Genomic DNA, 24,758 nt, shown 5'->3' with positions numbered 1-24,758 from the left:
CTTTATAATGTATTGAATAATTTTTTTAATCGAAGTGAAATCACACCAAGAATTGCTTCTTTTATAATGGCATTACTCATTTTCGAAACTCCTTTTGTGCGATCTGTAAAAATAATCGGCACTTCAGTAATTTCAAATTTACTGCAATACGTCCTATATTTCATTTCGATTTGAAAAGCATACCCTACAAATTTAATTTTATTGAGATTTATCTTTTCGAGAACTTCTCTTTTATAACAAACAAAACCTGCCGTTGCATCATGAATTTTCATTCCGGTAATAAATTTCACGTAAACAGAAGCAAAATAAGACATTAAAACACGGCTCAAAGGCCAGTTTACGACATTTACACCGGTAACATAACGTGAACCAATGGCCAAATCTGCTCCTCCAAAATGACAGGCATCATATAATTTCTCCAAATCATTCGGATTGTGCGAAAAATCAGCATCCATTTCAAAAATGAAATCATACCGGCGTTCCAAAGCCCATTTAAAACCATGAACATACGCTGTTCCCAAACCGGATTTTTTGGCTCTTTTTTCTAAAAACAGTCTTCCCGGAAATTCTTCCTGTAATGCAATCACCTTATTTGCAGTAAAATCTGGTGAATTATCATCAATGATTAAAAGATGAAAAGGTTTATGTTGAGAAAGAACAGCTCTGACTATACTTTCTATGTTCTCAATTTCGTTATAAGTTGGAATTATGACAATACTATCATTCATTTTTCTGGGTAATTTCATCGCAAAAATAAACTTTTTATGGCATTTGACTCATAATAAATCTATAATAAAAGTATTGATACAAAAAATTACTAATTTTGTAACGCTATGATTGAACAACTTCATCCCCGGATTCTGGAAAACAAAGATTGGGCAACACTTTTATTTGTGTTAGCCTTTGCTCTTGTTGCTATTACTAAATCTGCTTACGAGACAAGATTCAGCGAATTCAGCAAACTTATCTTCTCAGATAAATATGCTAAAATTTATCGCGACACAAGTAATCTTAAAGGCAGTTTTATTGTGGGATTGTTTTTTGTCCAGATTATCTCCTTTTCATTTTTCATTCTGCTTACCATGCATATTTTTGGATATGCCTCAAAAACAGACTGGGTTTTATTTATTCAGATTGCAACATTTTTACTTTATTTTATTTTGGCAAAATATTTAATCGAAAAAATCGTTGCAACTTCATTCAATATTGAAGACTTTATAGACACCCTTAACCTTCAGAAAGCGACATACAGGACTTATATTGGCGTATTAATCCTTCCGTTTAATGCTATTTTGTTCTATTATGACAATATTCCAAAAAGCGTACCGCTAACAATCATCGGGGTTTCACTATGTATAAGTCTATTCTCATACTTTATTTCGATTAAAACACATCAAAATATAATATTCAGCAAGTTATTTTATTTTATTTTATATCTTTGCGCTCTTGAAATAGCCCCTTATTATTTCCTGTATTATTGGATTACAAAAGAGGTGGCTTAGTAAAAGTTTATAATATGAAAGTGAAAACAATTTTGGTGTCACAGCCTGAACCTAAAGTGGAAAATTCTCCTTACTTTGAGCTCCAACAAAAACACAAAATAAAAATTGATTTCAGACCATTTATTCATGTGGAGGGGGTTAGCGCAAAAGAGATTCGATTACAAAAAATCGACCTTAATCATTACACTGCGATTATTTTGACCAGCAGAAATGCAGTAGATCATTTTTTCAGAGTAGCGGACGAAATGCGCTATAAAGTACCTGAAGGACTGAAATATTTTTGTCAGTCTGAAGCCGTTGCGTTTTACTTGCAGAAATATGTAGTGTACCGAAAACGCAAAATTTATGTTGGCGCTAAAGATTTTGCAGATTTATCTCCATTAATCAAAAAATACAAGGACGAAAAATTCCTGCTTCCGGCTTCTGATCAATTAAATGCTGATGCTCCCGTTACTTTAAACAACTTAAAGGTAGACTGGGCACAAGCCATTTTTTACAGAACTGTAATGAGCGATTTATCAGATCTTGCAGACGTTTATTATGATGTTTTGGCATTTTTTAGTCCAACCGGAATTAAATCATTATTTAAAAACTTCCCGGACTTCAAACAAAACAATACCAGAATTGCTGTTTTTGGAAGCACAACTCAAAAAGAAGCTTTGGATCACGGATTAAGAATCGATATTCTTGCTCCAACTCCTGAAACTCCTTCTATGACAATGGCACTGGAAAAATATATTGCAGAAGCTAATAAAGGAAAATAATTCCTTTTTAACATACAAATTTTTAAATTCCAAATTCCAACTTCCCTGTTGGGCTTTGGAATTTTTCTTTTTATCAATATTAACCCATAATTGAAATCATAAGCAAATTGGAATTTGGAATTTAAAAATTGGAGTTTTATTTTTTACAGCATTTTAACTACATTTGATTTCTATTCTTAACCAAACCACAAGAATTAGTTTCAAATATCAAGTTATGAAAATCAACTCCCTTTTAATTGAAATTGACGGTATCGACAAGGAAATACTTCGGTATCTTATGGATGATGCCCGAAAACCTATTTTGCAAATTGCCAACAAAATTGGTATTTCCGGAGCTGCTATCCATCAGCGTTTGAAAAAAATGGAACAATCGGGAGTGATATCAGGATCAAAATTTACTGTTAATCCAAAAGTTTTAGGATATAACACTATGGCTTTTGTCGGAGTTTATCTGGATAAGGCTTCTCGTAATTCTGAGGCTGTAAAAGATTTAAAGAAAATCCCTGAAGTATTAGAGTGTCATTACACCACAGGAAACTGGTCTGTTTTAATCAAAATCATCTGTCGCGACAACGAACATTTAATGCAGCTTTTAAATACCAAAATCCAGGCAATTGAAGGCGTTTCCAGAACAGAAACTTTCATTTCTTTGGATCAGCAGATTGACAGACAGATACAGCTTTAATTAAATTAGAGAATGTGCAATTTGATAATTAGATAATTTCAAAAAATACTTAATGAAAACGAAAAACCCGACAGGTTTTAAATCTGTCGGGTTTTATAAATTATCTAATTTACTAATTATCTAATTGTCAAATTAATTTCTCCTGCTTCCCGAATAAATCGAAATATAGTACAACAACGTAGCGATTGACCCCAGCGCCGCTACTACATATGTTCTTGCAGCCCATTTTAAAGCATCTTTTGCTCCTGCCTGCTCATCTTGTGTCAGCATGTGTTTATTCTCTAACCAGGCCAGCGCTCTGTTACTTGCATCATACTCTACAGGTAAAGTAATAATAGAAAACAAGGTTGTTGCAGCAAAAATAATTATCCCTATAAGCAACAACTGAGGAAAAGTACGAATCATTAAAATTCCGGCAAGTAAAATCCATTGCATATAATTTGACGCAACACTTACAATCGGTACTAACTTAGAACGCATAGTCAGCCATTCATAACCAATAGAATGCTGTACTGCGTGTCCACATTCATGTGCTGCAACGGCTGCAGCTGCCGCACTACGATGACTATAAACGGCTTCGCTTAGATTTACCGTTTTATCACTTGGATTATAATGATCTGTTAACTGACCCGGAGTCGAAATAACACGAACATCCCTAATTCCATTATCGGCCAGCATTTTTTCTGCAATTTCGGCACCACTCATTCCGTTTCTTAATTGCAGTTTTGAGTAAAGCTCAAACTTACTTTTCAGTTTAGAGCTTACCATCCAGCTTAAGAGCATAATTGCACCGGCAATTATTATATATCCGTATCCCATTTTTTTTAGATTTTAGTTTTTGAATTTTAAAGTTACGAAACAAACATCAAAATGCGAACCATTTTAACAAAATGACATTTTGACATTTTGTTACCTAATTTGTCTTAGCTTAATAAATTGTTTTTCAAAAGAAAAGCCATCAGTTCTGTTACATTTTTGGTTTTATACTTTTGAAGAATATTAGAATTTAACTAAAAAAAGCTTTGTTAAAATTTACAAAGCTCTTTTTTATTAGTGCAGCTGATTACTGACGTCTTCAAATTTTTCGATAAGACTATTTATTTTTGCCTGTTGTTTTTTAATTTGTTTTGGACGAATAAAAAACCAATTAATTCCCATCCAGAACAAAGTCATTGCATAAGTAAAAATCGCCCAGAAAACAGTCATTCTGCTTGCATATTCATACATATACAGACAAAGCCCGATTGTAAGCAAGACAAAGTACAAACTCAATATTGTTGATTGTAAGTAGTGCTGCTTCTTTTTGATTGAAATGAGGTTTTGCACATACTCCTGATTGGTTTGTGTCGAATCAATATTTTTATAAGCATTCAATAATCGGTTATAAATTGTCAGATACATCATCATTGTCAGAATTGTAATGATTATCCCAATTTTTGTCGAAACAAATTGCGGCTGATAATAATACCAGATAACCGCTATAAAAATACTAGTTGCGATAAGCAAAACATTAGTAATCCATAAACTGCGCAGAGCGGCTTTTTTGAATTGTTTTAATCTGGCCAGTAAATCTTCCAAATTGGGCTGACTTACGGATTGCTTTTTCCATAAATCCTTAAAGTCTATATTATTGTCCATTTTCTTTAAATTTTTGAGTCAGTTTTTCTTTGATCCTGTGGATTTTTACTCTTGTGTTTACTTCAGAAAGGCCAACGATTTTAGCAATTTCTGTTTGTTTGACATCTTCCAGTTCCAACGAAATAATAATACGTTCTGTTTCGGGCAATTCGGCAATACATTTATATAAAAACTGTATTTGTGGTTCTAGTGAGGTTTGTTTCTCTTCGGTTATATGTATCGGAAGTTCTGATTTAGGAAAACGTTTGTCTTTCTCAATCTGCCTCAGGCAATTATTTGATGCAATCCTGAAGATCCAGGTTCCGATACCGGACTCGTTTCTGAATGTGTCCAGTTTTTGCCAAACAATAATAAAAGTTTCCTGCGCCAGGTCCTGTGCAGCATCATAATCATTTACAAAACCCATACAAAGCCGAAATATCCTGTCCCAATATGTTTTGTAGATATTTTCAAACTCCATTATTTAACTTTTATAAAGTTATTTAAATGTTTGAAGTAAAACTCCTTGTCATCATACATTATAAAATGCAGCCCTTTTGTAGCGTATTGAAGATTGGCTGTTTTAAGATTTTTGTATTGTTCTTCTATGGCTGGTTTTATATTCGAAAAATACGATTCTAATAAAATCAGGGATGGGCATTTTATGGCGGCAATTTTTTCTCTTAAATCTGTATTTGCAAAATCACAATATACTTCTGCAAAAGTTTTTCTGTCTGATTTGGCACTCCAGCTCAACAATAAATCATATTTTGAAACATCTGTCGTTAGTCTGTCTACATATTTTTTCTGATTTTCGGCAAACTGCTCATCGGTCAAAGCGCTCATTTGATTTACTATCGGACTGCAATCATTATTTTCTTTTGATTTAAAAGAGGCATCCATTAACGCTGCAAGACAGGGTACTGCATCTACAACAACAATTCGGTCTGCCAGATCCGGGTAATCTGCTGCAATTGCCAAAGCCAGTGCACCGCCCATACTGTGTCCGATTATAATTGGTTTCTCTATTTTATTTTCTTTTAAATAAGCTGCAATTGCCTCTTCCCAGTTTTTAAAAGAAGCATTGGGCTGCGGTTTTACTCCGGCAAAACCGGCCATTGTAAGGGTATAACAAGTAAAATTCTTTTCGAAATTGGCTTTTGCCTCATTCCAGACTTCTCCGGAAGAAGCAAAACCCGGAATAAATACTATGGACTGTTTTCCTTTTCCTGATTTTATAACTTCAAAAGGATATGATTTTGTCTGAGCAAAAACATTTAGACATGCTTACGCCTGCGATCCTTCCTCCGTCAGGATGACAAATCGGTGCAAAAAAAAATTCCAAACTCCAATCGTAAAATTGGAATTTGGAATTTATCCCGAGGTTTCGGGATTAGTATTTAAAATTTTGGTTAACCTACCAAATTGATAATCTTACCCGGAACAATAATCACTTTATTTGGAGTTCTTCCGTCTAATTGTTTCTGGGTTCTCTCGTCTTTCATGATGATTTCTTCAATTTGAGCAGCAGTTAAATCCAAAGGCAACTCGATTGTGAAACGCATTTTACCGTTAAAAGAAACCGGATATTCTTTATTGGTTTCTACTAAATATTTTGCCTCAAAAACAGGAAAAGCAACTTTTGAAATTGATTCTTTGTGTCCCAATTGTGACCACAATTCTTCTGCAATGTGCGGTGCGTACGGCGAAACCAAAATGGCTAAGGGTTCAAGAATTGCTCTTGAATGACAATTTTGAGTTGACAATTCATTCACACAAATCATAAACTGAGAAACAGAAGTATTAAAAGAGAAACTCTCAATATCTTCTGCCACTTTTTTGATTGTTTTATGCAATGATTTTAAGTTGTCTTTTGTTGGTTCGTCGTTGTTTACGATTAAACCGTTATCATCAAAATACAATCTCCATAATTTTTTAAGAAAACCAAAAACTCCGGAAATTCCGGCAGTATTCCAGGGTTTTGCCTGCTCTAACGGACCTAAAAACATTTCGTACAAACGTAAGGTATCAGCACCATATTCATTACAAATATCATCCGGCGTTACAACATTGTATTTTGATTTCGACATTTTTTCGACTTCGCGGCCAACAATGTATTTTCCGTTTTCGTCTAAAATGAATTCAGCATCAGCATAGTCTTCTCTCCACGCTTTGAATTTTTGAACATCTAGTTCGTCAGAAGAATTAACCATTGAAACATCGGCGTGAATTGGCTGTACTTTCTGATCTCCGATTTTATTTTTAGATACAAAACTATTTGTCCCTTCAATTCTATAAACAAACGCACTAGTTCCCAAAATCATTCCCTGATTAATCAGTTTTTTGAATGGTTCTTCGGTTGGAGCAAAACCTTTGTCTTTTAAGAATTTATTCCAAAAACGAGAGTACAATAAGTGTCCCGTTGCGTGCTCGCTTCCGCCAATATATAAATCTACACTTTCCCAATAAGCCAAAGCTTCTTTGCTGGCAAATCTGTCTTTGTTGTGTGCATCCATATAGCGCATCCAGTACCATGAACTTCCCGCCCAACCTGGCATGGTGTTCAATTCCAGAGGAAAAATTTCGTTATTATCAACCAAATCAGTATTAACTACTTCATTGTTTTTGGTGTCCCAAGCCCAGATTGTTGCGTTTCCTAACGGAGGCAAACCATCTTCGGTTGGTAAATATTTTTCTACTTCAGGCAAAATAATTGGCAAGTGTTCTGCTGCAATCATTTTTGGCAAACCATTTACATAATAAACCGGGAAAGGTTCTCCCCAATAACGCTGGCGGGAGAAAACAGCATCACGCAAACGGTAATTTGTTTTTCCGGTTCCCTGACCAATTTTTTCTAACTCAGCAATTACTTTTTGAGTTCCTGTTTTATAATTTAATCCATTTAAGAAATCAGAATCTACTAATGTAAATCCTTCTTTGGCTCCAAAAGCAGCCTCAGAAATGTCTTTATCAAAAATATTCTTGATTTCCGGCATTCCGTTTTGACCTTTAAAGAAATTTGCAAAAGCATAATCTCTCTCGTCTCCACAAGGAACCGCCATTACAGCGCCAGTTCCGTAACCTGCCAAAACATAATCTCCTATCCAAACCGGAATTGGTTCTTTTGTAAAAGGATGTTCGGCATAAGCTCCCGTAAATACACCCGAAATGGTTTTTACATCGGCCATACGCTCACGCTCAGAACGTTTTGCAGTTTTTTCGATATAGGCATCAACGGCATTTTTTTGATCAGCAGTTACAATTTTTGCTACCAAATCATGCTCTGGTGCCAAAGTCATAAAAGTTACTCCGAAAATTGTATCTGGTCTTGTTGTAAAAACAGAAATCACGGGTTGCTCTTCGACTCCGCTCAGAGTGACATTCGAAGAAATAACTTTAAAAGAAACCATTGCACCAACCGATTTTCCGATCCAGTTTCTTTGTGATTCTTTAATACTTTCACTCCAGTCGATATCATTTAACCCCTGAAGCAAACGTTCTGCATAAGCAGAAATTCGCATGCTCCATTGTGTCATTTTTTTACGAATAACAGGAAATCCTCCGCGCTCAGAAACTCCGTTTACGATTTCGTCATTGGCCAAAACAGTTCCTAAACCAGGGCACCAGTTTACTTCTGTCTCTGCCAAATAAGTCAATCTGTATTGTAAAAGGATTTTTTCTTTTTCTTCTTCAGAATATGAATTCCATTCTGCTGCAGAAAAAATGGCAACATTATCATCGCAAACGGCTTCTACCAAAGCGTTTCCTTCTTCTGCAAAAACTTCAGTCAAAGTAGCAATATCAAATGCTTTTCCTTCTTTTCTGCAATACCATGAATTAAATAACTGAATAAAAATCCATTGCGTATGTTTGTAATAATCAGGATTTGACGTACGTACCTCACGGCTCCAGTCAAAAGAAAACCCTATTTTATCTAATTGTTTTCTATACCCGGCAATTTGTTTTCCCTCTTTATCTACTCCTCCGTCAATATTTACACGTGTTGTATCTTCCGGACGCTGCCCTGTCTGAATCGCATATTGTTCTGCCGGCAATCCGAAACTGTCATAACCCATTGGATGCAAAACATTGAATCCCTGATGTCTTTTGAAACGAGAATATACATCTGAAGCAATATATCCCAGCGGATGCCCTACGTGTAATCCCGCACCAGATGGATAAGGAAACATATCTAATACATAATGCTTAGGTTTTTCAGAATTGTTTTCAGCAGCAAAAGTTTGATTTTCTGCCCAATACTTCTGCCATTTGGCGTCTATTTCGTTTGGATTGTATTTCATTCGTTGTTTTATATTTTTATTTTAATGGAGTCATGCTTTCGCTTACTCAAGTCATTTTTATTTGAGTTGCTAAGTTACTGAGTAACTAAGGTTCTAAGTTTTAAGATCGCAAATTTACATTTATTGCGCATTGTACCAAAGCTATTTCATTGACAAACAAATAAAATAATAAATTACGTATTTTAGATTAAGTAAAAACACGTATTATTGTACAAGCATTATACTTATTTATCCTCAAAATAAATGGCAGAAAACAAGAAATACAATATTGAAGTCCGCGTCTGGATTGAGGAAGCTGAAGGTGCGTTTCTTGGAATTGGAAAAATCTGGCTTCTTGAAAATATCCGGAAAACGGGCTCAATTACCAATGCAGCAAAAGAAATGAAAATGTCTTATCGCCAGGCCTGGCAATTGGTTGAGGAAATGAATCAGCGTGCGGAAAATCCGTTGGTTGAAAAACTTCTTGGCGGGAAAGGCGGCGGTGGCGCAAGACTGACTGACGCCGGCGAAAAAGCAATTGCTGTTTTTTATGAAATTGAAAAACGTATTAAAGAATTTGCTGAGAAAGAAACGCAAAATCTGAAATTTTAATTCAGTATAATAAGGTTCTGAGAGATTAAGATTTTAAGGTGCTAAGATTTTCCACCAGATCATTATAAAACTAAAGAATAAAAAAACTTTGCTCACTTTGCGGTTAAACCTACTTTTTATTACAAGCAGAATTGTACATTTATAGTATAAAAGTTCGTTATTAACTTTAAATAAAGAAATTCTTTATTATTTTTACCACATAATTTAAGCAGACTATGAGTTCTAACTTTGATAAATTTCAAAAACGCAGGTTAATTTCCTCTTATTTTTCGGTTGTATTAAGTGTATTTCTGGTATTGTTCCTTTTGGGGGTGCTAGGCTTATTTATTATAAATTCTAAAAAACTGGCAGATGACTTTAAAGAAAAAATCGCAATGACAGTTTTCTTTAAAAACGAAGCTAATGATAGTGTTATAAAAGCATTTAATACCGAATTGAAGAGAGCGCCTTTTGCAAGATCTTATGTTTATGTAACTAAAGAAAGAGCTGCAAAAGAGCATACTGACATTATCGGCGAGGATTTTCTAACGTTTTTAGGAGAAAATCCTTTATTGAATTCTTATGATATTCATTTAAAAGCTGATTATGTTGAGAGAGACAGCATCGCTAAAATTGAGAGCCGTTTACGTCAAAACATTATGATTTCTGATATTGTTTACGACAAACAATTAGTAAATCTGGTAAATGATAATATCCGAAAAGTAAGTATGTGGATTTTGATCATCAGCGGATTTCTTACTGTAATTGCGGTGTTATTAATCAATAGTTCATTGCGATTATCTATACACTCTAACCGATTCATCATTAAAACAATGCAAATGGTGGGCGCTACAAAATCGTTTATTCGTAAGCCATTTGTTATGCGTAGTGTAAAATTAGGAATGCTGGGTTCCGGTTTGGCGATTATTGCCCTGATAGGAGTTTTATTTTATGTAGAAACTAATTTTCCGGGATTAGGAATTTTAGAGGACAAGGTTTTAATAGGATTGGTTTTACTGGCCGTTTTCGGATTAGGGATTTTAATTACCTGGGTAAGTACACACTTTGCTACACAACGTTTTCTTAATTTAAGAACAGATGATCTCTATTAATTTTAGATTTGCTGACTTTAGATTTTAGATTTTAAAAACAAAATGCCTTCGGCTTCGCTCAGGCTGACAAAAAAACAACAATGAAAAACAATAATAAAGAAGAACAACAACAAAAGCATGAATTCCTTTTTGACGGGATTAATTACAAAATCTTATTAATTGGAATTGGCGTTATCGCTCTTGGGTTTATTTTAATGTCTGGTGGAGGAAGTGATAATCCAAATGTTTTTAATGAAGATGTTTTTAGTTTTAGACGTATCCGTTTAGCACCAACAACTGTGCTAATTGGTTTTGGAATCACTATTTATTCTATTTTCAAAAAATCTAAATAAATAGATTTGTTAGATTTTAATTAAACAATCTGAAATCTAAAATCTGAAATCTAAAATTCTCCATGAACACATTACAAGCTATTATTCTTGCTATTATTGAAGGAATTACAGAATTTCTGCCTGTTTCTTCAACCGGGCATATGATTATTGCCTCTTCTTTTTTTGGAATTGCACACGACGATTTTACTAAACTTTTTACAATTGTTATTCAGCTTGGTGCTATACTTTCTGTTGTTGTATTATATTTCAAACGTTTCTTTCAGACGCTTGATTTTTACTTTAAACTTTTGGTTGCATTTATTCCTGCAGTAGTTTTAGGATTATTGTTAGGTGATTTTATCGACGGATTATTAGAAAATCCCGTTACGGTTGCTATTTCTCTTTTAATAGGCGGAATTATTTTATTAAAAGTTGACGAATGGTTCAACAACCCAAACACAGCCGACACTTCGCAGGAAATCACTTATCTGCAAGCGTTTAAAATTGGATTATTTCAGTGTATTGCTATGATTCCCGGAGTTTCCAGAAGCGGCGCGACTATTGTGGGCGGAATGTCTCAAAAATTATCGAGAACAACAGCAGCAGAATTTTCATTTTTCTTAGCAGTTCCAACAATGTTGGGAGCGACTGTAAAAAAATGCTACGATTATTATAAAGCCGGATTTGAGTTATCTCACGACCAGACTAATTTGTTAATTATTGGAAATGTGGTTGCCTTTATTGTAGCCCTTTTAGCCATTAAAACTTTCATCGGATTTTTGACTAAGAATGGTTTTAAAGTTTTTGGTTATTACCGAATCATAGCCGGAATCATTTTGTTACTGATTCACTTTTTCATTCACCCGCTTACCATTATATAATGACTCCTGAAGAATATTTAAACGGACAGGTTTTATTGATAGACAAACCTTTAAAATGGAGTTCGTTTCAAGCAGTCAATAAATTAAAATACCTTTTAATTAATAAAGTCGGACTTCCAAAAAAGTTCAAAATTGGTCATGCCGGAACTTTAGATCCTTTAGCCACTGGCTTATTGTTAATCTGCACAGGAAAATTCACCAAAAGAATTTCTGAACTGCAAGGACAAGCTAAAGAATATACAGGGACTTTTTATATCGGGGCCACTACTCCATCTTATGATTTAGAGACAGAAATCGATCAGACTTATCCAACAGAACATATCGATGAAAGCTTGATTCATGAAACTGTCAAACAATTTTTGGGCGAAATCGACCAGAAACCGCCAATATTTTCTGCTATTAAAAAAGACGGTGTTCGTTTGTACGAACATGCACGTGCCGGAGAAAGTATTGAAATTGAAAGCAGAAAAACTACAATTCACGAATTTGAAATTACAAGAATTGCATTACCGGAAATAGATTTTAGAGTAGTATGTTCCAAAGGCACTTACATACGTTCTCTCGCGTATGATTTTGGAAAAGCAATGAATTCTGGTTCTCACTTAACGGTTTTGCGCCGAACAAAAATTGGTGATTATGATGTGAAAAATGCTATTGACATCACATTATTTGAAGAAAGTCTTTTAGACTAAAAAAATTAAGCACATTACAAATAACCTTAGTAATGTGCCAACTCCTTAATTTGCTAATACCTGATTCTTACGGATTAATAATGTGGAATGTTTTTTCCTCCAAATAAAAATACCGAAAAATAATCATAAAACCTTTCGAATAACTTTTTCATAATAGTGCATTTTTTAATTGTTAAAGATTAAATAAACACCAATAAAAAGAGTAAATCAAAAAATAAATAATAGAGGTGGGATCTTCAGCAAGATACAAAATTTTACATTAAAAAAAATATTTTTTTAAATTTTTAATAATGTATAATCTTTGCTTTCAATGAATTACATCAAAAACCATTGTTTTTGATAAATTTATCACCAAAGAATTATAATCGATTATATTTTATTTTCTCCATAATTTCAAGTAATTCCTGCTGAACAGAAATTCCCTTGTCGGCCAAATACCATAATTGCAGATCGGTTTTGATTTTTTCATCAATTACACCAAATTCCTTTTTATAATTGGCCATTAATTCTGTTGCTCCTTTTGGTCTTGGTCCCCAGTCAGTTCTCACAATTCCGGCTTCTTTACAAATTACAATAACTTTAGGAATTGCTCTGCCGCCGTTTGTCAGGTACTGGCTCATTAAATCATCATTTTCATCTCTTAAAACAATTCGCAGATCGATTTTTTTATTGGAACCTGCAGCCATTTTATTCAAAATCGGAAGTATTTGAGCAGCATCACCGCACCAGCCCTCAGAAATAACGAGCCAGATATAATGATTCTTCAGGTTTTGAAGTTTCTCTAATGTCTCATCAGAAACTTTAATGGTTTTCTCGAGACGATTCATTCTGGCCTCATTCAAACTGGTGTAATGTGTCAAACTTTCAGATTGCTGCTCTCCGGTTGATTTTCCCTCAGACAACAAATCGGTAACTAATTTTCGGTATTCAGAATAAGAGTGACTATTGAATAGTGCTTTGGCTACAATACTTTTCATATTTTCTTGTTTTTTTGGTACAATAAAAATACACATTTTAGAAAGATATGAGAATGACTTTTGTCATATTCAGGAGAAATAAGCTCCAAAATTATTTTTTCAAAACATTATTTTTAAAAATCAGAATATGTCTATATTTGCACAAATTAACGCAACACACAAATGAAATATAAAAGAATTCTTCTAAAACTTAGCGGCGAGGCCTTGATGGGTGATTTGCAATATGGTATTGACCCAAAAAGATTAGCCGAATATGCTGAAGAAATTAAGCAGATTCATAGTAAAGGAGTAGAAATTGCTATTGTAATTGGAGGAGGAAATATTTTTAGGGGCGTTGCGGGTGCAAGTGCCGGTATGGATAGAGTACAAGGCGATTATATGGGAATGCTTGCTACTGTAATTAATGGAATGGCATTACAGGGTGCTCTTGAAGACAAAGGAATGAAAACCCGTCTTCAGACTGCTTTAAAAATGGAATCTATTGCAGAACCATATATTAAAAGAAGAGCAGATCGTCACCTTGAAAAAGGAAGAATTGTAATTTTTGGCGCAGGAACTGGAAACCCTTATTTTACTACTGATACTGCTGCTGTTTTAAGAGGAATCGAAATCAATGCCGATGTTATCTTAAAAGGAACACGTGTTGATGGTGTTTACGATTCTGATCCTGAAAAAAATGCTTCGGCTGTAAAATTTGATTTTATTTCTTTTGATGATGTTCTGAAAAAAGGATTAAATGTAATGGACACAACCGCATTTACATTAAGCCAGGAAAACAAATTGCCAATCGTTGTTTTTGACATGAACAAAATTGGAAATTTATTAAAAATCTGCGAAGGCGAAAATATAGGAACTGTAGTAAATATATAGTCATCAGCAACAGTTTACAGTCGCAATACCGAACTGAACTGAAACTGAGCATAAAACTGAAAACTAAAAAAAATGAGTGAAGAAATAGATTTTATATTAGAAAGTACTGAGGAATCAATGAATGGTTCTATTGCGCATCTTGAAAAAGAATTTCTAAATATTCGCGCAGGAAAAGCTTCTCCGGCAATGTTAGGAAGCGTTTTTGTAGATTATTACGGATCTGCAACTCCTCTTTCTCAAGTGTCAAAAATCAGCGTTCCTGATGCGAGAACAATTACATTACAACCTTTTGAAAAAAATATGCTGTCTGTAATTGAAAAAGCAATTATGGTCGCCAATATTGGTTTTAACCCAATGAATAATGGGGATGTTATTATCATCAGTGTACCGCCTTTAACAGAAGAGCGTCGACGCGACCTTGCAAAACAAGCAAAAGCTGAAGCTGAAGACGCAAAAATTGGTGTTCGTAATGTACGTAAAGATGCTAATAGCGATATTAAAAAACTAGAAAAGGAAGGAACTTCTGAAGATATTTGTAAATCTGCAGAAGAAGAAGTTCAGAACTTAACGAATGCTTACATTAAAAAAATTGATGAATTATTGGCTGCAAAAGAAGCTGAAATCATGAAAGTGTAACTCAATCGTCACAAAATATTAATCCGTTTAGTTAAATTGCACTAGACGGATTTTTTTTATTCTTATTTTTGCATACCTAAAAAATTTAATGTTTTCATTTTTTGAAACTATATCCCGCTGTATGAAGTTATTTTGTTTTCTGTTTTTGTTTTTCACGCTTAGTATTCAGGCGCAATTTCAAATCAACGGAATTGTAAACGACTCCAGCAACAAACCCCTTCCGTTTGCTACCATAAAAACTTCAGACAGTAATAGTGCTATTACGGATATTGATGGTAAATTTATTCTCACCATTTCAGCAAAAACTTCTTCTTTTACAGTTTCGTATGTAGGTTTTCAAAGCAAAACCATTGCCGTAGCAGATAACAAAAAATTCTATCCCGTTTCTCTTTCGCAAAAAAGTGATGACTTAAAAGAAGTTATTATTTCTAACGAAAACCCGGCTTTGGGCGTATTAAAAAAAGTAATTGCAAACAAAAACCAAAACAATCCGCAGAGAAAACTGCATAGTTTTGAATATAAAACATATAATAAACTTACCGTTACTGCAAATCCGGATTCGATTGATGGCCGTATAGATTCTTCTGCTGCTTATAAAGATTTAGACAAAAAAATTATCAATGTTGATTCTTCCGATTATAAGTTTAAGGAAATAATCAGCAAACAGCACTTATTTCAGACAGAAAAAATATCGCAGTACCAGTTTGGAAACAACAAACTGAAAGAGACTGTTCTTGGGACAAAAATGGCTGGTTTTAAACAGCCTGTCTATGAAATTATCGCCTTCAATCTTCAATCAATTTCTATTTATGACCCAAAATATGAATTGCTGGAAACAAAATATGAAAGTCCAATATCTAATAATGCCCTCGGAGATTACAATTATAAATTACTGGATACCGTAAGTATAAAAGGGCGTGATACTTACATGGTTTACTTTAAATACAAACAAAAAAGAAAATCAGGATTAGAAGGTGTTTTATATATTGATAAGGAAAATTTTGCCATTGCAAAAGCCGTTATGCGTATTAAAGGTGTTTTGGATATCAGCGGGATTCATGAATTTGAATATGATACTGCCGAAAAACTCTGGTTTCAGAGCAATACAACTTTTAAAATTGTAAAAGGAAAAAACAACGAAGATATCAAGATTCTTGGCGGGACAATTCAGTTTGATGCAGATTCTGACGAGGATGTTGAGCCGCGAAAAAAAGTAGCTTCTGATTTTACGTATTTAATTTCCGAAAGCAATAGTTTCGATGTCCATTTTAATACCAGTTCAGCTATAAAAAACCCGTCGCTTTATATCGAAATTAAAGAAGATGCAAACAAAAAACCTGAAAGTTTCTGGGAGGCCTACAGAAAAGAAAATCTTGATTTAAAAAGCCAAAGAACTTATTTGCTGCTTGATAGCCTTTCTATCGAAAAAAGAGTTGAAAAACGATTAGGCATCGGCCGTAAAATTATAAATGGCTTCTACCCGATCGGACCTGTTGATCTGGATCTGAAAAAAATTATCAGTTACAATAATTACGAAGGCTTCAGACTTGGACTGGGCGGCATCACAAATGATCGTTTTTCCAAAAATTTCCGACTTGAAGCTTATACCGCATACGGGACTAAAGATGGGGCTTTTAAGTACAGCTCAGGCGCAGGGGTTTTGCTTGACAAAAGCACTAATACCTGGATAAATGCCTATTATACAGATGATGTGAGGGAGATTGCGAGTACGGTTTTTGCTGTTGACAAACGTGTTTTTAAAATTTATGACCCTCGCCCGATCAACATTAGTACTTTTTATGAATATTCAGGCTGGAAAGCAAATGTTCAAACTAAAATTATCCCAAAGACGGAAGCTATTCTTGAGGTATCGCGAAACTTTATCGAGCCAAAATTTGATTATCTGTTTAACCTCAACGGAAAATTGTATTCAAGCTACATTATGACAACCGCAATGCTTTCTGTTGTTTGGGCACCATTTAGTGGTTTTATGCAGACTCCTACGGGAAGAACAGAATCTGATAAAAGGTTCCCAAGGTTTACTTTTCAATATACACAAACCCTGCCTGATGTTTTAGATAACGACTTTAATTTCGGAAAAATAGATTTCAAAACCGAATATGAAAAACAATATCTGAACGGCCAGAAAACAAGTTTATTGTTGCAGGGAGGATACGCTTTTGGTGATGCTCCAATTACGCATTTATACAATACGGCTCCAAATAATTTAACGAAAGAAACCATTGTTCAGCGTATAACGTTTGCGGGAAGAAATGCGTTTGAAACCATGTATTTTAATGAGTTTTTCTCCAGTCAGTATCTTTTCTTTCAAATCAAACATGGTTTTGACAGAATTACCCTTTTTAGAAAAGTACGCCCATCATTGGTATTAGTAACCCGAATGGTGTGGGGAAATATAGAAAACCCGGAACAGCATGTTGGGCCTGCTTATAAAACTTTAGACAAAGGTTTTTTTGAATCAGGAATTGAGCTGAATAAAATCTATAAAGGTATTGGTCTGGGTGGATTTTACCGCTACGGGCCAAATCAGTTAACGCGATTTGATGACAATATCGCGGTTAAGATTTCTTATGTCCTTGATTTAGGATTGTAAAATTTAAATTCCAAATTTTAAAAATCCCAAATTCCAAACGCTAGCTTGTATTGCGAGGAACGAAGCAACCGCACCAACAATACGACACAACTTCTGAATTAGCAAATGATGTTGCTTCGTTCCTCGCAATGACAATAAAACGAATAAAAAAATCCCAAACCCCAATCATAACAATTGGAGTTTGGGATTTTAAAAATATTAAATTTTAAAGTCTAAGGCTTAATAATCAAAACTGAAGGTGTGTTATTCAGCCATATACTTTGTGATTCTATCAGTTTTTTCCAGCTTTCTAAACTTATAATCATTAAGTTCTGACCGTCCAGAAATTCTTTCTTGATGGTTCTGTCGTGCATAATCATAATATGATTGGGCGCAATCTGTTCTATTGAACGAATCGTTTCCTGAATATCGCGGGTATTTTTAACATCGCCGCTCGCATCCAGAACCGTAATCTGCGAACCATTATTATTGATTAATTTCTTGGCATATTCAATTAAAAAAGCATCTTCTTTACTGAAAATCGGCATAAAAACCTGATCTACTTCTTCTAAATCTTTATCGATAAAAATTCCGACCGGCATTTTAGATTTGGTAATGATGTGGCGCGTTCTTTCGTCAAAAGGAGAGTTTTCGAACAAGCCTTCTTTTCCTGTAAACTTATCAATCAAACGGTCCGGATTTACAATTCTGGTTGTAAAACCAAGAATTTTACCCAGAAGTGTTCCATCAAAAATAGATTGCCCCAAACCAACCAGTAATAAATCGTATTCACCTTGGTTTGCTGTATCAATAATATCAATATCAATGTCATTTGAGACTTTAAAAAGACTAACTATATTCTGATTCAGTTTTTCAGATTCCTGAATAACAGGAACAAGCATTTTGCGTTCGTGGTCTTTTACATCAAATGAATGCACTTCTGTGCTCAAAGACAAATGCATCGCTGTGACGATCGAATTGTCCGGTTGTTTTTTTACTAAGCTATTGGCAATTTTCAATAACTTTTTGCCTTTTTCCGGAGTACCAAATGACAGCAAAATCTTGTATTTGCTTTTATTTCCAATTTCCTGCGGAATTATTGTTGCCTTATCTTTAAAAGCCCATCCGATAAAATCTAATGCCGGACCTGTCATAAAAGTTGTCACCAAAGCCATAATGACCATCATGGTAAAAATCTCTGTAGAAAGAACGCCAAGGTCATAACCAATGTTTAAAACAACAAGCTCCATCAATCCACGTGTATTCATCAAAGCTCCGATAGCTAAACTGTCTTTCCAGTTCTGACCTACGAATTTTGCTGCCAAGGCGCTTCCAAAGAATTTACCTACTACGGCAACCGCAATAATTAATCCTGTTATTTTCCATAATTCAGGATCGTTTAACAAACCAATTTGCGTACGCAAACCTGTAAAAACAAAGAATAACGGTAATAAGACGATGATAGAAACATCTTCTACTTTTTCGATAAATATATTTCTGAATTTATTGTTTTCCGGCATAATTGCTCCTGCTAAAAAAGCTCCGAATAAAGCATGAATTCCAATTAACTCAGCAGCATAAGCCGAAAATAAAAGTGTAATAAAGAAAATAGCCACTACCGGTTTATTTAAACTTTCTCTTGTTGAATTTAAATCTCCTACACGTTTTAGAAACGGACGAACGATTTTCAACATTATAATTACATATAAAATGGCCAAACCAATAACATACAAAGCACTGGTAAAAGAACCTGCTTTTACAATAGCAATTACTACAGCCAGAATACACCATGCTGTAATATCATCTGCAGCGGCGCACGTTATGGCAATAGTACCCAGTTTGGTTTTCTGCATGCCGCGCTCCTGAACAATTCTGGCAAGAACAGGAAATGCTGTAATACTCATCGCAATTCCCATAAACAGCCCGAAAGAAGAAAACTCAACTCCGATTGGAGCAAAAGTATGATAGATAAAATAAGCCAGTGTTAATCCTAAGGCAAACGGAATAACAATACTGGCGTGACTGATTACAACGGCATCATGTGCTTTGTTTTTTAATACTTTCAAATCCAGTTCCATCCCGATTACGAACATGAAAAGTATCAAACCAATCTGACTTAAAAATTGTAAATTTCCTAAAGATTCTTTTGGGAATAATGCTGCAGAAAATTCCGGGAAATACATTCCAACCAAAGAAGGCCCTAAAACAATTCCGGCAATCATTTCGCCAATTACAGACGGTTGTCCGATTTTTCTAAAAAACCATCCAAACAAACGCGCTACCAAAATTATAGTGACGATTTGAGCCAGTAAAATGGCTAAAGGATGCTGTAGATTTTCAACCATAGAATGCAGGAAATCATTCCAATGATTGCTTTCGATTTTTTTCTTAACAATATTGCGCCCTACTTCAAGCGCCGCGCCTTTTGAAATTACCCAATATATCAAAGCAGTAAAACCACCTATAATTGTAACGTAAAATACAGAGTTTTTAATATTATTCATAACTCGTTCTTTTGATTAAATTTGCCGCAAATATCAGAACTGCCATTTAACTGAAAAAGCAAATTTCCAGCTAATTTTCAATCTATGTAACAAGTCCGAAAAACTTTGTAATAAGTTATGAAAACGACTGTCATCGTGAGCGTCCGAAGCTTCGGGAGAAGACTATATTAGATAAAAGGGGCTTCTCCCGAAGCTTCGGACGCTCAGCCTGACAAACTTTTTACATCTATATTTTTACCTTTTTCAAAAATTCCGAACGATAGGTTTCGCTTAAAATCAAAGTCGTATTTTTATTGTTTTCCTCAAGATGATGCAGCACAATTTCGTTATGATTAAAGAATTTTATTGCTTTTACGGCAATGATTTCTTTTTTGTTGATACGGCAGAAATCCTGTTCGGGTAATTCGTTTAAAAGAGTATCAAATTTCACGTTTTTCAAATTCAGAAAACTTCCGTCAGTAAGTAAAACGGTTTTATCCCTGCTGTCACTAATGGCCGTTTTTATATATTGAATCTGGTTGAAATACAATAAGGTTTTTCCCTTATCGGTATTTAACTGTATGAACTTTTTAGCGGCATCCGGTTTATCAAAGCGATCAACGGCTTTGGAAATCGCTTTTTGCAGACGCTCTAACCTTACCGGTTTGGTGATATAATCTATTGCATCGATATTAAAAGCATCGGCGGCATAATTTTTATAAGCGGTACAAAAAATAACCATTTTATGCTGAAGCATTTCTGCAAGGTGTAAACCGTCCATTCCCGGCATTTCGATATCCGAAATTAAAAGATCAAATTCCAGATCCGGAATATCTGCCAATAATTTCTCAGGATTATTGAATGTTTTTACGATTTCCAGTTCCGGAATTTGTTCGCAAAGCATTTTTAGGTACGTTAATCCCGGGAGCTCATCGTCCAGAAGCAAGCATTTCAGTTTTGTATTCAAGGAGATCTATTTTTAGATGAGCAATATAAACATCGTTTTCTATAAACTTATCAAGTTTGAAATTATTCTTGTAAATAATGCGTAAACGGTGCTCTAATGTGGCATGACCAAAACCGCTGCGTTCTTTTTTCAAGACTTTCTTGTCTGAAATTTTATTCGAAACGGTCATAAAAAAAGCATTATCCCGAAACTCAAAAATAACCGAAATAAAGGCATCGGCACTTTGAAGATCTGCGTGTTTAAAAGCATTTTCAATTAAATCAATCGAAATTAACGGCGCGAGCAAAGGCTGTTCGTATAACTTATCTTCTTTGTTGATGTTGGTTTTTATCTTCAACTCAAAAAGCGGACTAATTTTGATTTTATTGATTTCGATAAGATTCAATGCAAAATCGATTTCTTCTTTTGCTGTCACAAATTTCTTTTTGCTTTCGTATAAAATATAATCCAAAACATTGGCCAGTTTATCCAAAGCAAAATAAGTTTGATACGCGTGTGACTGAATGGAGTTTAAAATATTCTTAAACAAATGCGGATTCAGTTTAGATTCTAAAGTTTCTAACTGCAAATCATTCACTTTCATTTCCAGTGCATAAAAACTTTTTTCGACATCGTCTTTTGCTTTTTTTGCCTGCAGTAACTGATACATCATAAAACAAATTATGACAATCAGCAGCAAAAGAATTGCCAAAAAAATAAAAGTTGTGGTATTGTTTTCCTGCATTGTTTGTGATGTTTAAAGTTTTTTGCCACTAATTTCACGAATGCGCACGAATTTATTTTTATTAAATCTGCAAAATCTGCGTGAATTTTTTTGCCACAGATTAAAATGATTTCAGAGATTTTTTAATCTTTTTAATCTGTGAAATCTGTGGCATATTTATTTAATGGCTTGAAACGAATTTCAAGCCAATAATTGAAGCGATTAATGTTGAAAGAAAAAAGATTCTCCAGAAAGTTGCCGGTTCCTTAAAAACCAAAACACCAACTAAAACAGTTCCTACCGCTCCAATTCCGGTCCAAACTGCGTACGCAGTCCCAATTGGCAAAACCTGAGTCGCCTTATACAATAAAATCATACTGATTGAAAGACATACAAAAAAACCAACCATCCAATAGGTTGAAATAATTCCTGTTGTTTCTTTTGCTTTTCCCAGACACGATGCAAAACCAACTTCAAATAGTCCGGCAATAATCAATAAAATCCAGTTCATTTTCTTTTCATTTTTAAATTAACTGCAAATATGAGAAAACCTAATGACTAAACAGCAAAAAGAAAGAAATTTATCACAAATACTACACGTGCCGATTTGTGTTAACATTAAGTAAAATACAATGGATTGTTTATGATTTTGAGCACTTTTCACTACATTTGCATCCATTTTTAAAGAATTTATGAAAAACGCTATTCAAGTTGGATTTTGGGAAAAATTGGCCCGAATCATACTTAAAAACAGAATAACCATTTTAGTTGTCCTTTCTCTTTTAACAATCTTCCTTGCTTTGCAATGGAGAAACCTTGCTATGACTTACACCGAAGCAAATTTGCTTCCTAAAGATCATATTGCAAATAAAGAATATCAAAAATTCCTTGATAAGTTTGGTGAAGAAGGAAATCTGGTGGTTATTGGTTTTAAAGATCCTAAATTCTTTACTCCAAAAAATTATGCCGCCTGGAATGAATTGATGACCGGCTTAAAAAAATCGAAAGAAGTTGATTTGGTTGTTTCCTTAAATGATTTAAAAAAGCTTGAAAAAGATACGGTTAACGAAAAATTCGTTTTAACTCCGTTTATTGACCAGAGCAAAACACTTGATCCTGCTTATTTAAAAAGCGTTCAATACGATTTATTTCATAATTTGCCTTTTTACGAAGGACTTTTATTCAATAAAGAAAGCGGAAGTGTCCGTTCTGCGATTTATATCAATAAAAAGCTGGTCAACACGGCAGAAAGAAAGACTTTTATTCTGGAGAATTTAGTTCCGAAAATCGATAAATTTGAAAAAACAACCGGAATTGATCTTAAAGTTTCGGGAATGCCCTATATCCGAACGATTAATGCAGCCGATATGAAAGGCGAAATTGGTCTTTTTATTGGTGCAGCTTTATTTACGGTTTCTTTGATTTTCTTTTTCTTTTTCCGTTCGTTCAGAGCAACTTTTATTTCGATTTGTATTTTAATAGTTGGTGTAATCTGGTCGTTTGGAACGCTTGGCTTATTTGGGTATAAAATCACGATTTTAACGGCAATCATTCCACCATTAATTATTGTAATTGGTATTACAAACTGTATTTTCCTGATTAACAAATACCAGCAGGAAATTAAACTGCATAAAAATCAGGCAAAAGCTTTACAACGTGTTATTTCAAAGATTGGGGTTGCGACCTTAATGACAAATTTAACCACGGCGATTGGTTTTGCAACGTTTATGATTACCGGAAACGATTTGCTTTTTGAATTTGGTCTGGTGACTTCAATAAATGTGATTTCGGTTTATTTACTGACACTCTTTATTGTGCCGATTATTTACAGTTTTATGCCGTTGCCAAAGGAAAAACATTTATACCATTTGACTAAAACGTATATTTCGACTTTGTTGAATGTGGTTGAAAATCTGGTAAAAACAAAACGCAAATACGTTTATATTATTTACGGTTTGCTTTTGGTTTTTAGTGTCATTGGAGTTTTGCAAATGAAAGTTTCAGGAAGTTTGATTGGTGAAATGCCAAAAAGTGCTTCTTTCTTTAAAGATATTTTATTTTACGAAAAAGAATTCAACGGGGTTATGCCATTAGAAATCATGATCGACACCAAAAAGAAAAAAGGTGTTATGAAGGCTTCGACAATTCGTAAAATGGATGAACTGCAAAATACAATTTCTGAAATGCCGGAATTGGCAAAACCAGTTTCGGTTGTAAATCTGGTAAAATATTCTAAACAGGCTTTCTACAACGGAAATCCGGAATATTATCAATTGCCGACTTCACAAGAGCAGACTTTTATTTTGAGTTATGCTAAAAACGCAACCAAAAACAGTAAAGAAAATTTAATGAAAGCGTATGTTGATTCGACCGGACAATATGCCAGAATCACGACTTTCATGAAAGATATTGGTACGGATGAAATGGCGAAAGTGGAGAAAAAGCTTCACAAAAAAATTGATGAAATTTTTCCTTCAGATCGTTATGAAGTTACCGTTACCGGAAAAGCATTGGTTTTCCAGAAAGGAACTTCGTATTTGGTTGACAATTTAATTGAGTCATTGATTTTTGCAATTCTAACAATTGCAGTTCTGATGCTATATTTATTCCGATCATTCAAAATGGTTTTGGCTTCTGTCATTACAAATGTTTTACCGCTTTGTATTACATCCGGTTTAATGGGTTATTTTGGAATTCCATTGAAACCTTCTACAATTTTGGTGTTTAGTATTGCCTTCGGAATTTCGGTTGATAATGCGATTCAGTTTATGGCAAAATACCGTCATGACTTGCTGCAAAGTGGTGGAAAAGTGAAAAAATCTGTTTTTAGTGCTTTAAGAGAAACCGGAATTAGTACTTTTTATACTTCTGTAGTTTTGATCTTAGGTTTTGCCACTTTTACGTTATCTAGTTTTAGCGGTACAATTGCATTGGGAGGATTAATTTCCTGTACTCTGGCTTTTGCGATGTTTGCTAACTTAGTTGTATTGCCTTCGCTGGTTATGACTTTTGAGAAGAAGAAAACTAAGAAAGAGGAATTGGAGAATTTAGAGAAATAAAGTTTCTGCCACGAATTTCACGAATTAGCACGAAT

Annotated in this window: 23 protein-coding genes; 12 read left to right on the top strand and 11 right to left on the bottom strand. The window is 34.3% G+C overall.

The window, feature by feature from the left end; genetic code table 11:
* Positions 1-2: 2 nt before the first annotated feature.
* Complete coding sequence (locus JOD96_RS09690; RefSeq protein WP_209564145.1) at positions 3-728, bottom strand: polyprenol monophosphomannose synthase; 726 nt, start codon at positions 726-728, stop codon at positions 3-5.
* A 105-nt stretch (positions 729-833) separates the two neighbouring features.
* Here JOD96_RS09690 and JOD96_RS09685 point away from each other — a divergent pair, with 105 nt between their 5' ends.
* From JOD96_RS09685 to JOD96_RS09675, 3 genes are all read left to right on the top strand, one after another.
* Positions 834-1,502 carry a DUF4271 domain-containing protein gene (locus JOD96_RS09685; RefSeq protein ID WP_209564075.1) on the top strand — a complete coding sequence of 223 codons (669 nt, stop codon included), beginning with the start codon at positions 834-836 and terminating at the stop codon, positions 1,500-1,502.
* 14 nt (positions 1,503-1,516) lie between these two features.
* Complete coding sequence (locus tag JOD96_RS09680; RefSeq protein ID WP_035653304.1) at positions 1,517-2,266, top strand: uroporphyrinogen-III synthase; 750 nt, start codon at positions 1,517-1,519, stop codon at positions 2,264-2,266.
* Between the two features lie 214 nt (positions 2,267-2,480).
* Positions 2,481-2,951 (top strand): Lrp/AsnC family transcriptional regulator, encoded by a 471-nt coding sequence (locus tag JOD96_RS09675; protein WP_059117718.1) that lies wholly within the window; start codon positions 2,481-2,483, stop codon positions 2,949-2,951.
* A gap of 132 nt (positions 2,952-3,083) precedes the next feature.
* Here JOD96_RS09675 and JOD96_RS09670 read toward each other — a convergent pair whose 3' ends face one another.
* The 5 genes from JOD96_RS09670 to leuS form a co-directional block, all read right to left on the bottom strand.
* Positions 3,084-3,770, bottom strand: a complete 687-nt coding sequence (locus JOD96_RS09670; protein ID WP_209564074.1) for a zinc metallopeptidase — start codon at positions 3,768-3,770, stop codon at positions 3,084-3,086.
* 231 nt (positions 3,771-4,001) lie between these two features.
* Complete coding sequence (locus JOD96_RS09665; RefSeq protein ID WP_209564073.1) at positions 4,002-4,589, bottom strand: hypothetical protein; 588 nt, start codon at positions 4,587-4,589, stop codon at positions 4,002-4,004.
* Complete coding sequence (locus tag JOD96_RS09660) at positions 4,579-5,049, bottom strand: RNA polymerase sigma factor (RefSeq protein ID WP_209564072.1); 471 nt, start codon at positions 5,047-5,049, stop codon at positions 4,579-4,581. The genes JOD96_RS09665 and JOD96_RS09660 overlap by 11 nt, the downstream gene beginning before the upstream one ends.
* Positions 5,049-5,771, bottom strand: a complete 723-nt coding sequence (locus JOD96_RS09655; protein WP_317195286.1) for an alpha/beta hydrolase — start codon at positions 5,769-5,771, stop codon at positions 5,049-5,051. Before JOD96_RS09655 ends, JOD96_RS09660 begins: the two co-directional genes overlap by 1 nt.
* Before the next feature lie 209 nt (positions 5,772-5,980).
* On the bottom strand, positions 5,981-8,869 hold the full coding sequence (leuS, locus tag JOD96_RS09650) for a leucine--tRNA ligase (RefSeq protein ID WP_209564071.1): 2,889 nt from the start codon (positions 8,867-8,869) through the stop codon (positions 5,981-5,983).
* A 243-nt stretch (positions 8,870-9,112) separates the two neighbouring features.
* Here leuS and JOD96_RS09645 point away from each other — a divergent pair, with 243 nt between their 5' ends.
* The 5 genes from JOD96_RS09645 (at position 9,113) to truB (ending at position 12,435) form a co-directional block, all read left to right on the top strand.
* The gene (locus JOD96_RS09645; RefSeq protein WP_209564070.1) at positions 9,113-9,460 is read left to right on the top strand and encodes a winged helix-turn-helix domain-containing protein; all 348 of its coding nucleotides are present in this window, start codon (positions 9,113-9,115) and stop codon (positions 9,458-9,460) included.
* A gap of 215 nt (positions 9,461-9,675) precedes the next feature.
* Positions 9,676-10,551, top strand: a complete 876-nt coding sequence (locus JOD96_RS09640) for a cell division protein FtsX (RefSeq protein ID WP_209564069.1) — start codon at positions 9,676-9,678, stop codon at positions 10,549-10,551.
* An 80-nt stretch (positions 10,552-10,631) separates the two neighbouring features.
* Positions 10,632-10,883, top strand: a complete 252-nt coding sequence (locus tag JOD96_RS09635) for a DUF3098 domain-containing protein (RefSeq protein WP_209564068.1) — start codon at positions 10,632-10,634, stop codon at positions 10,881-10,883.
* A gap of 62 nt (positions 10,884-10,945) precedes the next feature.
* Positions 10,946-11,743, top strand: a complete 798-nt coding sequence (locus JOD96_RS09630; protein ID WP_209564067.1) for an undecaprenyl-diphosphate phosphatase — start codon at positions 10,946-10,948, stop codon at positions 11,741-11,743.
* Entirely contained in the window at positions 11,743-12,435 is a 693-nt protein-coding gene (truB, locus tag JOD96_RS09625) for a tRNA pseudouridine(55) synthase TruB (protein ID WP_209564066.1), read from the top strand. The genes JOD96_RS09630 and truB overlap by 1 nt, the downstream gene beginning before the upstream one ends.
* Positions 12,436-12,794: 359 nt before the next feature.
* Here the strand turns inward: truB and JOD96_RS09620 are convergent, their stop codons facing one another.
* A complete protein-coding gene (locus JOD96_RS09620) occupies positions 12,795-13,412 on the bottom strand; it encodes a thioredoxin family protein (protein ID WP_209564065.1) in 618 nt (205 codons plus the stop codon).
* A gap of 162 nt (positions 13,413-13,574) precedes the next feature.
* Between JOD96_RS09620 and pyrH the strand changes: the two genes are divergently transcribed.
* The 3 genes from pyrH to JOD96_RS09605 all read left to right on the top strand — a co-directional run bounded on the left by pyrH (position 13,575) and on the right by JOD96_RS09605 (position 17,532).
* Positions 13,575-14,282, top strand: a complete 708-nt coding sequence (pyrH, locus tag JOD96_RS09615; RefSeq protein ID WP_209564064.1) for a UMP kinase — start codon at positions 13,575-13,577, stop codon at positions 14,280-14,282.
* 72 nt (positions 14,283-14,354) lie between these two features.
* Entirely contained in the window at positions 14,355-14,918 is a 564-nt protein-coding gene (gene frr, locus JOD96_RS09610; protein WP_209564063.1) for a ribosome recycling factor, read from the top strand.
* Between the two features lie 121 nt (positions 14,919-15,039).
* Positions 15,040-17,532: a DUF5686 family protein gene (locus JOD96_RS09605; protein ID WP_209564062.1), complete on the top strand. Its 2,493-nt coding sequence runs from the start codon at positions 15,040-15,042 to the stop codon at positions 17,530-17,532.
* A 212-nt stretch (positions 17,533-17,744) separates the two neighbouring features.
* Here JOD96_RS09605 and JOD96_RS09600 read toward each other — a convergent pair whose 3' ends face one another.
* The 4 genes from JOD96_RS09600 to JOD96_RS09585 all read right to left on the bottom strand — a co-directional run bounded on the left by JOD96_RS09600 (position 17,745) and on the right by JOD96_RS09585 (position 22,175).
* Positions 17,745-20,015, bottom strand: a complete 2,271-nt coding sequence (locus JOD96_RS09600; protein ID WP_209564061.1) for a cation:proton antiporter — start codon at positions 20,013-20,015, stop codon at positions 17,745-17,747.
* Positions 20,016-20,241: 226 nt separating this feature from the next.
* Positions 20,242-20,961 (bottom strand): LytR/AlgR family response regulator transcription factor, encoded by a 720-nt coding sequence (locus tag JOD96_RS09595; protein WP_209564060.1) that lies wholly within the window; start codon positions 20,959-20,961, stop codon positions 20,242-20,244.
* Positions 20,924-21,685: a histidine kinase gene (locus JOD96_RS09590; RefSeq protein WP_209564059.1), complete on the bottom strand. Its 762-nt coding sequence runs from the start codon at positions 21,683-21,685 to the stop codon at positions 20,924-20,926. Before JOD96_RS09590 ends, JOD96_RS09595 begins: the two co-directional genes overlap by 38 nt.
* Before the next feature lie 160 nt (positions 21,686-21,845).
* Complete coding sequence (locus tag JOD96_RS09585; RefSeq protein WP_209564058.1) at positions 21,846-22,175, bottom strand: DMT family transporter; 330 nt, start codon at positions 22,173-22,175, stop codon at positions 21,846-21,848.
* A gap of 181 nt (positions 22,176-22,356) precedes the next feature.
* On the opposite strand from JOD96_RS09585, the gene JOD96_RS09580 reads away from it, so the two are divergent.
* Positions 22,357-24,723 (top strand): efflux RND transporter permease subunit, encoded by a 2,367-nt coding sequence (locus JOD96_RS09580; protein ID WP_209564057.1) that lies wholly within the window; start codon positions 22,357-22,359, stop codon positions 24,721-24,723.
* Positions 24,724-24,758: the final 35 nt, after the last annotated feature.

The organism is Flavobacterium sp. 1355, from assembly GCF_017833415.1.
Taxonomy (GTDB): domain Bacteria; phylum Bacteroidota; class Bacteroidia; order Flavobacteriales; family Flavobacteriaceae; genus Flavobacterium.
This window is presented reverse-complemented; position numbering and strand designations above follow the sequence as displayed.

Excerpts from the sequence above, each read along its gene's own strand:
- JOD96_RS09690 (WP_209564145.1), bottom strand. The coding sequence starts at position 728 with ATGAATGATAGTATTGTCATAATTCCAACTTATAACGAAATTGAGAAC.
- JOD96_RS09685 (WP_209564075.1), top strand. The coding sequence starts at position 834 with ATGATTGAACAACTTCATCCCCGGATTCTGGAAAACAAAGATTGGGCA.
- JOD96_RS09680 (WP_035653304.1), top strand. The coding sequence starts at position 1,517 with ATGAAAGTGAAAACAATTTTGGTGTCACAGCCTGAACCTAAAGTGGAA.
- JOD96_RS09675 (WP_059117718.1), top strand. The coding sequence starts at position 2,481 with ATGAAAATCAACTCCCTTTTAATTGAAATTGACGGTATCGACAAGGAA.
- JOD96_RS09670 (WP_209564074.1), bottom strand. The coding sequence starts at position 3,770 with ATGGGATACGGATATATAATAATTGCCGGTGCAATTATGCTCTTAAGC.
- JOD96_RS09665 (WP_209564073.1), bottom strand. The coding sequence starts at position 4,589 with ATGGACAATAATATAGACTTTAAGGATTTATGGAAAAAGCAATCCGTA.
- JOD96_RS09660 (WP_209564072.1), bottom strand. The coding sequence starts at position 5,049 with ATGGAGTTTGAAAATATCTACAAAACATATTGGGACAGGATATTTCGG.
- leuS (WP_209564071.1), bottom strand. The coding sequence starts at position 8,869 with ATGAAATACAATCCAAACGAAATAGACGCCAAATGGCAGAAGTATTGG.
- JOD96_RS09645 (WP_209564070.1), top strand. The coding sequence starts at position 9,113 with ATGGCAGAAAACAAGAAATACAATATTGAAGTCCGCGTCTGGATTGAG.
- JOD96_RS09640 (WP_209564069.1), top strand. The coding sequence starts at position 9,676 with ATGAGTTCTAACTTTGATAAATTTCAAAAACGCAGGTTAATTTCCTCT.
- JOD96_RS09635 (WP_209564068.1), top strand. The coding sequence starts at position 10,632 with ATGAAAAACAATAATAAAGAAGAACAACAACAAAAGCATGAATTCCTT.
- JOD96_RS09630 (WP_209564067.1), top strand. The coding sequence starts at position 10,946 with ATGAACACATTACAAGCTATTATTCTTGCTATTATTGAAGGAATTACA.
- truB (WP_209564066.1), top strand. The coding sequence starts at position 11,743 with ATGACTCCTGAAGAATATTTAAACGGACAGGTTTTATTGATAGACAAA.
- JOD96_RS09620 (WP_209564065.1), bottom strand. The coding sequence starts at position 13,412 with ATGAAAAGTATTGTAGCCAAAGCACTATTCAATAGTCACTCTTATTCT.
- pyrH (WP_209564064.1), top strand. The coding sequence starts at position 13,575 with ATGAAATATAAAAGAATTCTTCTAAAACTTAGCGGCGAGGCCTTGATG.
- frr (WP_209564063.1), top strand. The coding sequence starts at position 14,355 with ATGAGTGAAGAAATAGATTTTATATTAGAAAGTACTGAGGAATCAATG.
- JOD96_RS09605 (WP_209564062.1), top strand. The coding sequence starts at position 15,040 with ATGAAGTTATTTTGTTTTCTGTTTTTGTTTTTCACGCTTAGTATTCAG.
- JOD96_RS09600 (WP_209564061.1), bottom strand. The coding sequence starts at position 20,015 with ATGAATAATATTAAAAACTCTGTATTTTACGTTACAATTATAGGTGGT.
- JOD96_RS09590 (WP_209564059.1), bottom strand. The coding sequence starts at position 21,685 with ATGCAGGAAAACAATACCACAACTTTTATTTTTTTGGCAATTCTTTTG.
- JOD96_RS09585 (WP_209564058.1), bottom strand. The coding sequence starts at position 22,175 with ATGAACTGGATTTTATTGATTATTGCCGGACTATTTGAAGTTGGTTTT.
- JOD96_RS09580 (WP_209564057.1), top strand. The coding sequence starts at position 22,357 with ATGAAAAACGCTATTCAAGTTGGATTTTGGGAAAAATTGGCCCGAATC.